12 protein-coding genes are annotated in these 14,010 nt (G+C 58.4%); 3 read left to right on the top strand and 9 right to left on the bottom strand.

Going from position 1 to position 14,010, the window contains the following annotated elements:
• The first annotated feature begins 17 nt into the window (after positions 1-17).
• The 3 genes from dapA to dapD are packed head-to-tail and all read left to right on the top strand — an operon-like array spanning position 18 to position 3,819.
• Positions 18-2,327 (top strand): 4-hydroxy-tetrahydrodipicolinate synthase, encoded by a 2,310-nt coding sequence (dapA, locus tag PMX72_RS01965; RefSeq protein ID WP_271729345.1) that lies wholly within the window; start codon positions 18-20, stop codon positions 2,325-2,327.
• Entirely contained in the window at positions 2,320-3,060 is a 741-nt protein-coding gene (dapB, locus tag PMX72_RS01960) for a 4-hydroxy-tetrahydrodipicolinate reductase (RefSeq protein ID WP_271729346.1), read from the top strand. Before dapA ends, dapB begins: the two co-directional genes overlap by 8 nt.
• A gap of 39 nt (positions 3,061-3,099) precedes the next feature.
• Complete coding sequence (dapD, locus tag PMX72_RS01955) at positions 3,100-3,819, top strand: 2,3,4,5-tetrahydropyridine-2,6-dicarboxylate N-acetyltransferase (RefSeq protein ID WP_271729347.1); 720 nt, start codon at positions 3,100-3,102, stop codon at positions 3,817-3,819.
• 243 nt (positions 3,820-4,062) lie between these two features.
• On the opposite strand, the gene PMX72_RS01950 is transcribed toward dapD, so the two are convergent.
• The 9 genes from PMX72_RS01950 to PMX72_RS01910 form a co-directional block, all read right to left on the bottom strand.
• Positions 4,063-5,067 (bottom strand): nucleoid-associated protein, encoded by a 1,005-nt coding sequence (locus PMX72_RS01950; RefSeq protein ID WP_271729348.1) that lies wholly within the window; start codon positions 5,065-5,067, stop codon positions 4,063-4,065.
• Between the two features lie 111 nt (positions 5,068-5,178).
• Positions 5,179-6,339, bottom strand: coding sequence for a DUF2974 domain-containing protein (locus PMX72_RS01945; RefSeq protein ID WP_271729349.1), 1,161 nt, complete (start codon positions 6,337-6,339; stop codon positions 5,179-5,181).
• Positions 6,340-6,453: 114 nt separating this feature from the next.
• Positions 6,454-7,404, bottom strand: a complete 951-nt coding sequence (locus tag PMX72_RS01940) for an L-lactate dehydrogenase (RefSeq protein WP_271729350.1) — start codon at positions 7,402-7,404, stop codon at positions 6,454-6,456.
• Between the two features lie 203 nt (positions 7,405-7,607).
• Positions 7,608-8,771, bottom strand: a complete 1,164-nt coding sequence (locus PMX72_RS01935; RefSeq protein WP_271729351.1) for a pyridoxal phosphate-dependent aminotransferase — start codon at positions 8,769-8,771, stop codon at positions 7,608-7,610.
• Between the two features lie 117 nt (positions 8,772-8,888).
• Positions 8,889-10,877, bottom strand: coding sequence for an NAD(+) synthase (locus tag PMX72_RS01930; protein WP_271729352.1), 1,989 nt, complete (start codon positions 10,875-10,877; stop codon positions 8,889-8,891).
• 133 nt (positions 10,878-11,010) lie between these two features.
• Positions 11,011-11,289 (bottom strand): DUF4160 domain-containing protein, encoded by a 279-nt coding sequence (locus tag PMX72_RS01925; protein ID WP_117635420.1) that lies wholly within the window; start codon positions 11,287-11,289, stop codon positions 11,011-11,013.
• The gene (locus tag PMX72_RS01920) at positions 11,282-11,551 is read right to left on the bottom strand and encodes a hypothetical protein (protein WP_117635421.1); all 270 of its coding nucleotides are present in this window, start codon (positions 11,549-11,551) and stop codon (positions 11,282-11,284) included. The genes PMX72_RS01925 and PMX72_RS01920 overlap by 8 nt, the downstream gene beginning before the upstream one ends.
• Before the next feature lie 182 nt (positions 11,552-11,733).
• Positions 11,734-12,642 (bottom strand): AEC family transporter, encoded by a 909-nt coding sequence (locus PMX72_RS01915; protein ID WP_158550973.1) that lies wholly within the window; start codon positions 12,640-12,642, stop codon positions 11,734-11,736.
• A gap of 58 nt (positions 12,643-12,700) precedes the next feature.
• Complete coding sequence (locus PMX72_RS01910) at positions 12,701-13,912, bottom strand: hypothetical protein (protein WP_271729354.1); 1,212 nt, start codon at positions 13,910-13,912, stop codon at positions 12,701-12,703.
• Between the last annotated feature and the right edge of the window lie 98 nt (positions 13,913-14,010).

Raw genomic sequence — 14,010 nt, 5'->3', positions numbered from 1 at the left:
AGCGAGGTTTACGGGATATGTCATTGACTCCCAACGAGGCATATGAGGCCAAGCAGCCGTTTGTGGACAAGGAGACGCTCGAGCATATCGTCGAGCAGTTCCCCACGCCGTTTCATCTATACGACGAGGCGGGCATCCGCCGCAACATGCAAGAAGTGCGCGACGCCTTTGCATGGAACCCGGGCTTTAAGGAATACTTTGCCGTCAAGGCCAACCCCAACCCGGCGCTCATCTCCATTCTCAACGAATACGGCTGCGGCTGCGATTGCTCGAGCTATACCGAGCTCATGATCGCCCGCTCACTGGGCATCACGGGACACGACATCATGTTCTCGTCCAACGACACGCCGGCTGCCGACTTTGAGCTCGCCGACAAGCTGGGGGCCATCGTCAACTTTGACGACATCAGCCACATCGAGTTCTTTGAGCACGTTGCGGGGCCCATCCCCAAGACGGTCAGCTGCCGCTTTAATCCGGGTGGCCTGTTCCAGCTCTCCAATGGCATCATGGATAACCCCGGCGACTCCAAGTACGGCATGACCACCGAGCAGCTCTTCGAGGCCTTCCGCACGCTCAAGGCCAAGGGTGCCGAGGACTTTGGTATCCACGCATTCCTTGCCAGCAACACCGTCACCAACGACTACTACCCCAAGCTTGCGCGCATCCTCTTTGAGCTTGCCGTGCGCCTGGAGCGCGAGACCGGCGCACACGTCGCCTTCATCAATCTGTCCGGCGGCATCGGCATCCCCTATCTGCCCGAGCAGCAGGCCAACGACATTCACGCCATCGGCGAGGGGGTGCACGCGGCATACGACGAGATCCTGGTTCCTGCCGGCATGGGCGATGTGGCCATCTGCACCGAGATGGGCCGCTTTATGATGGGCCCCTACGGCTGCCTGGTGACCAAGGCCATCCATGAGAAGCAGATCTACAAGAACTATATCGGTGTCGATGCAAGCGCCGTCGATCTGATTCGCCCTGCCATGTATGGCGCCTACCACCACATTACGGTGGTGGGTCAGCCAGGTGGCGCCGACAAGACTGCAGCGCCCGTTACGGACACCTACGACATCACGGGCAATCTGTGCGAGAACAACGATAAGTTCGCCATCGACCGTGAGCTGCCGCAGATCGACATGGGTGATGTACTCGTGGTCCACGATACCGGCGCGCATGGCTACTCCATGGGCTACAACTACAACGGCCGTCTGCGCTCCGCCGAGGTCCTGCTGCGCCCCGACGGCTCGGCAGATCTCATTCGTCGCGCCGAGCGCCCGGGCGACTACTTTGCCACGCTCGACGTGCTGCCGTGCGGCCGCGAGCTGCTGGCAAAGTCGCGCGCCGAAAGTGCTCGTCGTCGCGCTCAGGACGAGCGCCTGGCCGTCGCCGCTCAGTGGAACAAACGCATCCAGATCGCGGAAGCGAAGGAGAAGAACATGGACATCCGCAATCTCGAGGGTTCAATCGTCGCCCTTGTCACGCCGTTTAAAAAGGACGGCAGTGTCGACTTTGACGCGCTCGAGCGCCTTATCGATTTCCACCTGCAAAATGGCACCGACGCCATCCTCACCCTGGGCACCACCGGCGAGAGCGCCACGATGACCGACGACGAGGACAACTCCGTTGTCGCCGCGGTGGTCAAGCAGGTTGCAGGCCGCGTCCCCGTCATCGCCGGCTCGGGCTCCAACTCCACGCAGACCATGCTCACCAAGTCGCTCACCTATCAGGGACTGGGCGCCGACGGCCTGCTGCTCATTACCCCCTACTACAACAAGTCCAACGAAGAGGGCATCTACCGGCACTTTAAGACCGTGGCCGACGCCGTGGACATCCCCTGCATCCTGTACAACATCCCCGGCCGCTGCGGCTGCGGCATCAGCGTGCACAACGTGGAGCGCTTGGCCGCGCACCCCAACATCATGGGCATCAAGGAGGCCTCGGGCAACGTCGCCTACGCAGCCAAGATCGCCCACCTGCTGTCCGATGACTTCCGCATGTACTCGGGCGAGGACGCACTCACCGTTCCGCTCATGAGCCTGGGCGCCTCGGGCACCATCAGCGTGTGGGCCGATGTTCAGCCGCAACTCGTGCATGACATGTGCCGCGCCTATCTGGACGGCGACGTAGCGCGCGCCCGCGATATCCAGATTGCCGGCCAGCCGCTCATCAATGCCCTCTTTAGCGAGGTCAACCCCATCCCCGTTAAGGAAGCGCTCGCTCAGATGGGCATGATCGAGGCAAACTACCGTATGCCGCTGTGCCCCATGGCCAACGACACACGTGCCGCACTTACCGATGCTCTGAAGGGAGCTGGTCTGCTTGATTAAGACCGTCATTATGGGAACGGGCCGCATGGGCTCGCTCATCCGCACCACCGCCGAAGGCATTATCGACGCCGCCGGGCAGCCCGTTTTTGATATCGTGGCCCAGATCGGTTTTGATCTGTCCGAGCTCGAGAGCGCCCCGGCCGCCGACGTCATCATCGACTTCTCGAACGTCGTGACCTTCGATGCCGTCGTCGCCTATGTCGAGTGCACGGGCGCGGCGTTGGTCTCGGGCACTACAGGCTACACACCCGAGCAGATGGATCGCCTGCGCGAGCTGGGTCAGAACGCCCGCGTCATGCACTCCGGCAATTACTCCATCGGTATCGCAGCCCTGCGTCATCTGGTAGCACAGGCCACACGCGAGCTGCCCGGCTTTGACTGCGAAATCGTCGAGACGCACCATAACCAAAAGGTCGATGCCCCCAGCGGCACTGCCAAATTGCTGCTCGATGCCGTCGTCGAAACCGAGCCCGAGGCAGGCTACCACCCCGTCTATGGCCGCGAGGGCATGTGCGGAGCGCGCGACCCCAAGGAGATCGGCATGCACTCGCTGCGCGGCGGCACCGTCGCCGGCGTGCACGAGGTGAGCTTCTTTGGCCAGGACGAGGAAGTCACGCTCACGCATCGCGCCACAAGCCGTCAGATCTTCGTCAACGGCGCCCTGGCAGCCGCGCAGAAGCTCGTCACCCGCGAGCACGGCTTCTATACGTTCGACCAGGTCATGTTTGCCTAACCAGGTATCAACCGGATCCACCCAAAGGAGAGACAGCAAATGAGCAATGCAGCCGAGATGGATGCACAGGAGATTATCAACTACATCGCCACCGCGCCCAAGAAAACGCCCGTCAAGCTGTACGTGCGCGAGAAGCCGGGCATGAAGGTCCAGTGGAGCAATGCGCACGTCTACGGCGGTCGTCGTGGCAAGACCGTCTTTGGTGACTGGGATGAGCTCAAAACCATCCTTGATGCCAATGCCGATTCCATCGATTACTACGATGTGGAGAACGATTGCCGCAACTCCGCCGTGCCCATGCTCGACCTTAAGGGCATCAACGCCCGCATCGAGCCGGGCGCGATCATCCGTGACCGCGTCGAGATCGGCGATCGCGCCGTCATCATGATGGGTGCCATCATCAACATCGGCTCCGTCATTGGCGAAGGCTCCATGATCGATATGGGCGCCGTGCTGGGCGGCCGCGCCACCGTGGGTAAGAACTGCCACATCGGCGCTGGTACCGTGCTGGCAGGCGTCGTGGAGCCCGCCAGCGCCACGCCCGTCATCATCGAGGACGATGTCATGATCGGCGCCAACGCCGTGGTCCTGGAAGGCGTGTGCGTGGGCAAGGGCGCTGTCGTTGCCGCCGGCGCCGTGTGCGTCGAGGACGTCCCCGCCGGCGCCGTCGTGGCCGGTGTCCCCGCCCGCGTCATCAAGATGCGCGACGAGAAGACCGACAGCAAGACCGGTCTCGAAGAGGGCTTACGTCAACTGTAGGGTTACGCGGTTTTACCAAACCGCGTAACTAGTCGACGCTGCAAACGCCCCTAGGCGGCAATCTGACGTTCAATCGTCGGTCGCGTACCGAAGTACGCTTCCCTCCTCTTTCACGTCACCTTGCTCGCCTAGGGGCGTTTTCGCTGACGTATGCTCAGTCTGCAACTCAATTCAGCTCCAAGCAAAAAGGCCGAAGTCCCAATGGGCTCCGGCCTTTGTTTTTCTGCAGCGTCCAAGCGCAGTTTATCGATTCTCGATGCTGCCGATGTTTTTGAGTTCGATGGAAATGAGGCCGTTGGGCTCGTTGACGAACTCGATGTACTCGGAGTTCGAGCCCATCTCGGCCGGAAAGCTGATCTCGATGCCCGTATCGGTACGAATCTTGTGGTTGCGCACGGCCGCACGCTCGACCTGCTTGCGCTCCACGGGCACACGCTCGGGCACCTTCTCTTCGGTCAGCGCCGCACGTACACTCTCCTTGATGACCGGCTCGTCCTCAAAGACCTCATCGACGATATCCCAGGGCGGCAGCTCCTCATCGTCCTCAACCTTCTCGGCAACGGCAGCCTTAACCTTAGCGAGCGCTACGGCTGTATTGGCACCGTGCTCCTCGGCGACTTCCTCGACCACGCGCGTCACGGTGTCGATGACCTCCTTGCCCGACACGCCCGTATCGCACTGCAGCAGACCGTCGGGAATGAGCATACGGTCTTCGCCGGCAATCTTGCGCTTCTTGTCCACATAGCCGATCTCCATGGTGCTCGCGCGCACGATGGCATAGCTTGGCACCTTTTGGGAAGGATTCGGCAAGATAGCATAGTGGCGCGCGATGTCGTTGCGTACCTCGCCCTCCTCGCGGCCCACCTCGTGCATAAAGGCCTGTTTGGAGCCCAGCAGCATCACGGCAAACCAGCGGGCATCCTCGTCGTCGTCAAAGTCGGCCACGAGCACATCGGTGGACTCGGCTTTCTCGGCTTTGGTGAGCTCGGAGGAGATAAACTCCGCAATCTGCTGCGACAGGTCTACGAACTCGCGCTCGCCAAAGAAATAGCCCTTGAGCTCGCCGCCAAACGCAGAGTTCTCGGCAAATGTGGCGCGCTTATTGTCGGTCGAGGTTCGTGCGCGGCGCAGATGCGTGGTCACAAAGTTGCGCACGGTACGGCTCTCGATATCGAGCTCGCGCTGGCTCATGACATTGACGGCAGAGTCAAAGTCCAAGATATGCAGAATCGCGTGATTGATTTTCATATACGGCATTCCGTTCTAGATCGATTTCGGCACGAACCAGTATAGCGGTCGAGCCCGCCCCAGGCGCATCGAAGCTTGGTGCATCGGGGACAGGCTGCTTTGCACCAATGGTTAGCGCAGGAGCTCGGACTGCCAAGCCTCGAGCTGTTCTGCCAAACTCTTGCCGGCAGCGGGCATGTCGATCTGGGGTCGTTTGGGCAGCAGTGCGCATTTAAGAATTGCCACGATGGTCTGCGAGACAAAGCGTCGCGTATCCTCGTCAAAGCCTTGCGCAGCCTGGAGCATCACGGGCAGGCTCTCGCGCAGATTCCCAGCGATATCCGCAAACCGCTCAGCACCCGTAGCCTCAAACACGGAGAACAACGCATCTACAAAACGCTCGCGCTCGCTAGGTGACACTGCAAGCAGCATCTCGCGAATGGAGTCGTCAACGTATCGAGCACCGGCGGACAGGCGCTCACAGTACGCGAAGTCGCGACCATCAACCACCCAGCTAAAGGGATTATGCTGCAGCAGGCTGAACTCGGTGCTCTCAACGATGGCATAGTCCTCCTGCGTCTCGAACATCATGCCAAAGATCGACGACCGAGGTAGCGTCTTGTCGATTTGACCGGAAAGATCGGCAAAGGCGTTGCCGTTCAGAAACTCCTCGACGAAGCCCGGACCATCATGGGAATACACCCGTTCGATTCGCTCACGGGCAACATCGGAGCACATCGCCGCACCGTACACCGCAAGGTTTCCACCCTTGGAATGACCTCCGCACAAAAGCGGCCCGTCAATCGCATCCGCCGCCTCGTCCACATAACGCGCCGCGGATTCCTGGGCCGGCACAGGACACCGGAACGCCATGTTAAAGTCCTCTTTCCAGCCCACAATCGTACTGTCGGTCCCCCGGAAGGAAAGATAGCTAAACCCCGCCGGAAATCGGAACGTCATAGCCGCAAACTGCTCCGTCGTCTCGGCATCACTCACGGTACGATAGCCGCAAACGTGCACGCCGCGATAGCGAGGGCTTGCTGCCACGGCCTCCAACAAGGCCCTGCTCCCCTCTGGATCCCACAGGTCGCCAATCATGTCCCGGTAGCACTCGGCACGAAGCAGCTCGCGTACGTCAAGGCCCTGCCAGTTCGTCAGCTCCGCCATATCACCCGGCAAACGCAAATAGGACAGCCACGCAAAGACCAGGCTATCCACCGCGCAGAACGACCGTTCCTCAAACGGATCAAACGCCGTCTGGACATAGGTCAAAAAGTTAGGTGAATCCGACATGACTCTCCCATCAACTATGGCGCATTGGGGTAGGGTTACTTTGCACCAAAAAGGCGCCCGGACCGTGTGGCCCGGACGCCTTTCATTGTAGCCTGTTGCCCAAAAGAGCTTGATTTAGCAGGAGAAGTCGACGCTGTCGATAATGTCCTTGAGGGCCTTGGCGGAGGCGGTGAGCTCATGCTGCTCGTCATCGTTCAGCGGCACGGGGACGCGGCAGACAACGCCGTCGCGGCCAACGACGGTCGGCATGGAGATGGCAAGATCGGACAGGCCGTACTCGCCCACCATAAGCGAGGAGACAGGCAGAACGGTCTGCTCATCGCGCATGACGGCGGTGCAGATACGCTTGACGGCCATGGCGACGCCATAGTAGGTGGCGTGCTTCTTCTCGATGATGGTGTAAGCGGAGTTCTTGACGTCCTCGGCGATGCGCTTCTCGGCAGCCTCATGCTCCAGATGACCGTGAAGCTCGCAGAAGGTGTTCAGCGGAACGCCGGCAACCTGAGCGCTGGACCAAGCGACAAACTCGGAGTCACCGTGCTCGCCCATGACGTAGGCCTGGACATCGCGCGGGTCGACCTCGACGTGGGCGCCGAGCATCTGCTGCAGGCGGCCGGTGTCGAGCACGGTGCCGGAACCGATGACGTGACCCTCGGGCAGGCCGGACAACTTGATGGCGGCGTAGGTCAGAACATCGACCGGGTTGGAGACGATGAGCAGAATGCCGTCGAAGCCAGACTTCTTAATCTCGGGGATAATGGACTTAAAGATGTTGACGTTCTTGTTAACCAGGTCCAAGCGGGTCTCACCGGGCTTCTGGGCAGCGCCAGCGGTGACGACGATCATGGCGGCGTCGGCGACATCGGAATAATCGCCGGCGTAGATCTTCATCGGCTCGGCAAACGTCATGCCGTGCGCGATATCCAGAGCCTCACCCTCGGCGCGGTTCTTGTCCACGTCGATGAGGACCATCTCGGAGAACAGACCACTCTGCATCAGCGCAAACGCCGAAGACGAACCGACGAAACCGCAGCCGACAATAGCGACCTTCTTCTCGTTAACCATTAGAAACTCCCATCTCTCTCTCCACAAGCAAGCCGCCCGGGAACGACCCGAGCGGCTTGCCGTAATCCCAATACATCCAATCGGGACTTTGATTATGCTCCTATTCGCAGCCAAAAATCGACCGTTTACCGAAATTGTTTGCAGAATTCGTAAAATAACTGCACGAAATCGGTTTCGAGCTATTGACGGGGCGAAATAGCTTTCTAATACAGGCCCGCCTCGCGAATGGCCTCGACAGCCAAAGCAATCTGATCGGGCGGCAGGACCAGCGCCATGCGCACGTGTCCCTCGCCCGAAGGACCAAAGCTCGCGCCAGGCGTCACCACAACGCCGGCCTTCTCCATGAGCTCCTCGCAAAACGCCATGGAATCGGTGCGACCACCGGGAAGCTTGGCCCACACAAACATAGAGCCATGCGCGTTGGGACGCTCCCAGCCCAGGCCCTCAAGACCGTCGCACAGGGCGTCGCGGCGCTCCTGGTACTTCAGACGCTGCGCCTCGACCTCATCGCGCGGACCGTTCAGGCAGGCGATAGCAGCCTTCTGGATCGGGAAGAACATACCAAAGTCGATCTGACCGCGCAGCTTGGCAAAGGCAGAGACCACGTCCTCGCGGCCGACCAAAAAGCCGATACGCGCACCGGTAACGTTAAACGACTTGGAAAGCGAGAAGAACTCCACGCCCACCTCGAGCGCGCCGGGATACTGCAAAAAGCTTCCGCCCGGCTCGCCGTCGAACACGATATCGGAGTACGCATTGTCGTGGACGATGAGCAGGTCGTGCTCGCGGGCGAAAGCGATAATCTCCTCATAGACCTCGGGCGTGCCCACCGAGCCCACCGGGTTCGCGGGCAGCGACACGATCATATACTTGGCGCGATCGGCCACCTCGGGATCGATACCCGCCACATAGGGCAGGTAATTATGCTCGGCAACCAGCGGATAGTACTCGAGCTTGGCATCGGCGATCTTGGCGCCCGCCTCAAAGACCGGGTAGCACGGATCGGGAACCAGGATGGAGTCACCCGGATCGAGCAGGGCCAGGCCCAAATGGCCCACGCCCTCCTGCGTGCCGTTGCACGACTGCACCATAGACGGCGTAATGCCCAAAACGCCAAAGCGACGCTCATAGTAATCGCACACGGCCTGCTTGAGTTCGGGCAGGTCGCGCAGGGCATACTTCCACATCTCGGGATCTTGCGCCGCTTGCGTGAGCGCCTCGATCACATGGTCGTACGGCTTAAAGTCGGGCGTGCCCACGCTCATGTTGTAAATGGTCTTACCCTGAGCCTTCAGCGCAAGCAGTTTGTTGTTGAGCGAGGCGAAGACCTCCGCGCCAAAGCGGTCGAGACGCTGCGATGCCTGCATGGTGCCACCTTTCGATATGAAAAACGCGGCGCTCCGACAAGAGCGTCGCGCGATACGGGCCATCAGATTGCAAAAGTGTAACGCTTGCACCCGCTGTTTTGGTTCAATTTGGCAACCTTAGTCCATCGGATTGAGCGCATCGATCTGTGCGAGCCACAAACGCGAGCTGGCGTCGCTCGGCATGCGCCAATCGCCGCGCGGACTGAGCGTCACCGAACCAACCTTGGGACCATCGGGCAGGCAGCTGCGCTTAAACTGCTGGGCAAAGAAGCGACGATAGAACGTACGCAACCACGTGTGGATGGTCTTGGCGTCGTAGACGCCCTCGAAGCTCTTGAGCGCCATGCGGTAAATCTTGCCTGGCTCAAAGCCAAAACGCAGCAGGTAATAGAGGAAGTAGTCGTGCAGCTCGTACGGACCCACCAAATCCTCGGTCTTCTGCGCAATCTCGCCGTCGCCCGTGGGCGGCAGAAGCTCGGGGGACACCGGCGTATCGAGGATGTCGAGCAGCGTCTCGGCAATACGCCCGCCAAAGACATCAGCCGCATAGCGCACCAGATGGCGCACAAGCGTCTTGGGCACGCTCGCGTTGACGGCATACATGCTCATGTGGTCACCGTTATAGGTAGCCCAGCCGAGTGCCAGCTCCGACAGGTCGCCCGTGCCGATGACAAAGCCGCCAGCCTGATTGGCCAGATCCATCAGAATCTGCGTGCGCTCGCGGGCCTGGCTGTTCTCGTAGGTCACGTCCTGCACGGCCGGATCGTGCTCAATGTCCTTGAAGTGCTGCTCCACGGCCGCGTGGATCGAAACCTCGCGGAAGCTCACGCCAAGGTCGCGAGCGAGCGACTCGGCATTCGACTTGGTGCGATGCGTCGTGCCAAAGCCGGGCATGGACACGGCCGTGATACCGGTGCGTGGCAGCCCCAGTGCATCGAAGGCACGCACGGTCACAAGCAGTGCCAACGTGGAGTCCAGGCCGCCCGAAAGACCGATGACAGCCGCCTTGGTACCCGTATGGGCAAGGCGGGTCTTGAGGCCGGCAGTCTGCAGGTCAAGGATGGTCTCACAACGCTCGGCCAGGTCGCCATGGTCGGCCGGCACAAAAGGTGCACGCGGGAAAACGCGGTCGATATCGCAGGCATCGCGCAGGACGGGTTCTTCGGCCAACACGCCCTCAAACGAAAACTCAACAGTCGTGGCCTCCGGCGCATCGTCGGCGCGTGTCCACGTCGTCGAGCGACGGCGCTCGGCAACCAGACGGTCAAGATCGACGTCGGCGATGGCCATGTCACAGGTGAGAAGCCTGGTCGCGGCAAGCTTGGAGCCGTTTTCGTAGATAAGGTTCTCGCCCGCAAAGACCATGTCGGTCGTGGACTCGCCCTCACTCGCATCCGCGTAGGCATAGGCACAGTACAGGCGCGCGCTTTGGTTAGAGATAAGGCTGCGGCGGTAATCTGCCTTACCGATAATCTCGTCCGAGGCCGACGGGTTGAGAATCACCGTCGCACCGGCAAGCGCCATCTCGGTCGAAGGGGGCGCCGGCACCCACAGGTCCTCACAGACCTCAACGCCCAGCACCAGGTCCTCGGCGCCCTCATCACAGCAGCGGTAGACAAGCCCCGAGCCAAGCGGCACCGGACCCTGACCGGCAAATTCAACCCACACGGGATCGGCAGGCGCCGGGGCAAACCAGCGGCGCTCGTAGAACTCGCCATAGTTGGGCAGATACTTCTTAGCCGTAAGGCCCAAAAGCTCGCCCGCACAGCACACGGCCGCGCAGTTGTAGATGTTTTCGGCCACCGCAACGGGAAGGCCGACGGTAAAGACAATCGGCAGCTCGCGGGTTTCATCGAGGATAAACTCAAGCGCCGCCTCGCAGGCATGCAGCAGTGTGCGGTTATGGAATAGATCAGCCGCGGTATAACCAGTCAGGTTAAGCTCGGGCAGCACGAGCGCACGAATGCCGCGCTCGGCAGCCTCGCGAACAGCCGCCAGCGCAACCTCGGCATTGCCCTCGACATCGGCCACGCGAATCTTGGGCGAGGCCGCTGCCACGCGCAAAAAACCGTCGTTCTCAACTTGACCGTTTAGAAAATCGTTCATGCGAGCTCCAGCACATCCGTTAGCCGCAACGAGCGGCGGCGATATAGTCCGCCTCCATTGTACTGTCAAGTTCAATCAGCACAGATGGGACAAGCTCATGATTAAAATTGGAAAAGAGAAGCCGGGATGACGTTTAGCAGTAGAACGAGATCTCGTCCACAAGGAAAAATGCCTTCCATTTAGAGCAAATCAATTCATGCTGAGCGGCGATGATTTCACAGAGGTCATCAAGCGTGCTCCGGGGGATCTTCGCTTTGTTATTAGCGACAATGCAGCCACCTCTTCGAGTCAGCCAGATTTTGGCCGAGTTATCTGAAGGCGCCCCCTTGCAAACATGGACATGGATTGGCTCGCCCGCTTCATTGGACCAAAAGAAGACCCGATAGCCGCCAATAAGAAAAAGGCTAGGCAACTTTAGCTCCTCCGTTTGCGGCGTAGCGATACAGCAGATGGGCGTTATTGCTCAGAAAAGTCTCAAAACCTCGCTTCTCCTCGTCGGTAAAACGCCCCTCCCACATGGTCCAATTGTAAGAAGGCAGCTCGCAACGAGCGGAGTCGAAACCCTCTGCCGTCGGTCGTTCAAAATGCACGATGACCTTTTCGATATCGCCATCTGTGATCAGGTCAGAATGAATGACCTCGGTACCATCTTCGAATGTCATATACGGGTACATCACGTAAACCACCTCGCAATCATTAATTCAGTTTAGCATCAAGCTAGTGCACCAATGATAGCAAGCCCCCTTGATGAGTTGATGGCATCTGTTGCCAGCACGATCGACGGCGGTCCGGATTGTTGGGCCCGGCCATAATCGACCGCCACGAAGCGTTCATCCGCAGGTGCGTGGCATAGCGCCTAGAACACTAGCTGAGACAAGGACACTATCGCTGGCATAGTGAACATAGACAGAAGGGTGGTAACACAGACTGTTCCACATGCATATCGATAGTCCTTATTATGCTGCTGGGCAAAGATAGCTACATTCGCGCCGGTGGGGGTCGCAGCCGCAATCAGCAGCGCCATCTTAATTGACCTATCACATGGAAAGAGACATAGGAACAGGAGCGAAAGAATCGGAATGACAAGCAGCCTGACCGATGAGACGGCAAACAAGCTTTTCGCCCTCAGGAGCGCCATCAAATCAGACTGGGCAAGATAGATACCGAGAGTCATCATTGCTAGCGGAGTGTTGAGCCCCGAGATATACGAAAGCACTGACTGTGCCAGAGGGACCGTTGGGACACGAAGGATAAAAATCAAGAAACCGCCCAATAAAGCCATGACCATTGGACTTGTCAGGATCGCTTTAGGACTCATACATTTTTTAGACCCCGACAGCAGATACTGCCCGTATGTCCATTGCATGGCATTGAGAAGAGCGATCATGCACGTGATGAAAAACACGGCATCTTTTCCAAGCGCCGCTTCAACAAGGGGTATTCCCACAAATCCAGCATTCGAGAATGCCGCAGCAAAAATGTCGATGGGACGGCCCCTGAACAACAGGCGGGCAACAACGCAAGCGAGCAACAACATCGCCGCCGACAGCATTAAGGTCATTCCCAACTCATACATCCTCTGAAACGAATACTCAATCCAAAATGATTTGAGAATGATTGCGGGAATCACAAGGTTGATGAGCAACTTTCCGAATTCTATTGCAGCCTGCTCGCTCAATATGCCCAAGCGGTTTAGAGCGTAGCCCATTCCCATGAGCAAAAACATGATAAGGACTTGTTGGATGAGAGGTTCAATGATTGACACAATACATGCTCCGTATAATCCTGACCGGTTCATCTACCACGATGGTCTATAGCGCCTGCTATAGCGCGGCACCGACCGCCTGAATGATTCGCGCAACGAACGCCTCGGCAACCCCGCGCGGCGTTCGCGAGTTGTAGGTTTCAAAATACTTGCCGTAGTCTTCCTGAGGCACAAGGTAGTTGCAGTACGTGTTCGCATAGCCGATAACAAAGACGTTGTATTGGCTAAACGCCCTCTTAAAATCCAAGCCTAATGTGCTACACGTATCGCATGGCATCGTGATAAAAATGCAGTTACCAATTACCGCAAACTGGCTCGGAAGCTCAAGCTCGATTTTCCCCATCGAGAGCTTAAGCTGTTGCCGCTTAAGGAGAAAGTCTCGCATCGGGCTCGCATCCATAGCCTCTATCCGATTGGTCATCTCGATCCAATCCGGATCTGTTTTTGCATCGTAGACACTCTTCATGCTGATAGAGCCCCAACGCGGAGTATCAACTCTGAGTGCCGCGCGCTCACGCTTGGATTCAATTTGAGCGCAAAGTTCGTTAGCCGTACGCTCGAGTTCGGCAACTCCCTCCCCTTGCCGATAGAAACGCGTCGACACATCCCCGCACGTTCCGTTGACGCAAAGTACAGGACAGCCATATTTCCTCTCCAAACGCTGCCTGACATGCCCAATCAAATCAGCAGAGAGGACGGCGCTTTTCCCATTAAGGATGGTAGGATGAGCGGACATGAACAGCATTTTTCCAATTGGGCGACCGCCTTGAGCGTCCTCAAACGAGAAAATACTTACCTGTTTATCGGCCGGACCGCCCTGAACATTTCGATTCCCGTACAGTCCCTCGATGCCTAACATCTCCATCGATACGGTCGCCTTCGACCTGGACGCCCATGCAGATACCGCCGCCTCGGTAGCCAAGCCAATCAAATCACTCGTCAATTCGGTTTCAGGTAACGTGTCCTCGTAGGCAAGCTTAAAATAGCATGGTGCAGAATGGGTATGAATGCATGCGACGACGATATTGCTCGAATCGATGCCCGTTTTTGACGATACGGCGTTCTTGACCGAAAGGGAAAAATCTTTCGACACCATTATTGAATCGAGCTCGATAAGAATAAACGGGACAAGATCAACACAGACAGCGCTAGCGTTGACCTCAATAGGATCAAGAACATCCGTCCAGGCACCTTTTCTGTTGTAGCCGCCCATGCGGCAAGGAGACTGGGGTGTTACGTCAATCTTCGAGATTCCAAACTCTATGTTCATTCCAACTCCAACTCTTCGCGGCACACGCCGCCCAAACATCGGAAATAGAAATACAAAAAGAGAAGGGCGTCATGGACGCCCTTCCAATGCGTCCTGCC

The organism is Collinsella aerofaciens, assembly GCF_028207065.1.
Lineage (GTDB): Bacteria > Actinomycetota > Coriobacteriia > Coriobacteriales > Coriobacteriaceae > Collinsella > Collinsella aerofaciens_AR.
The sequence above is the reverse complement of the archived record's forward strand: the minus strand, read 5'-3'. Positions and strand labels throughout refer to the sequence as shown.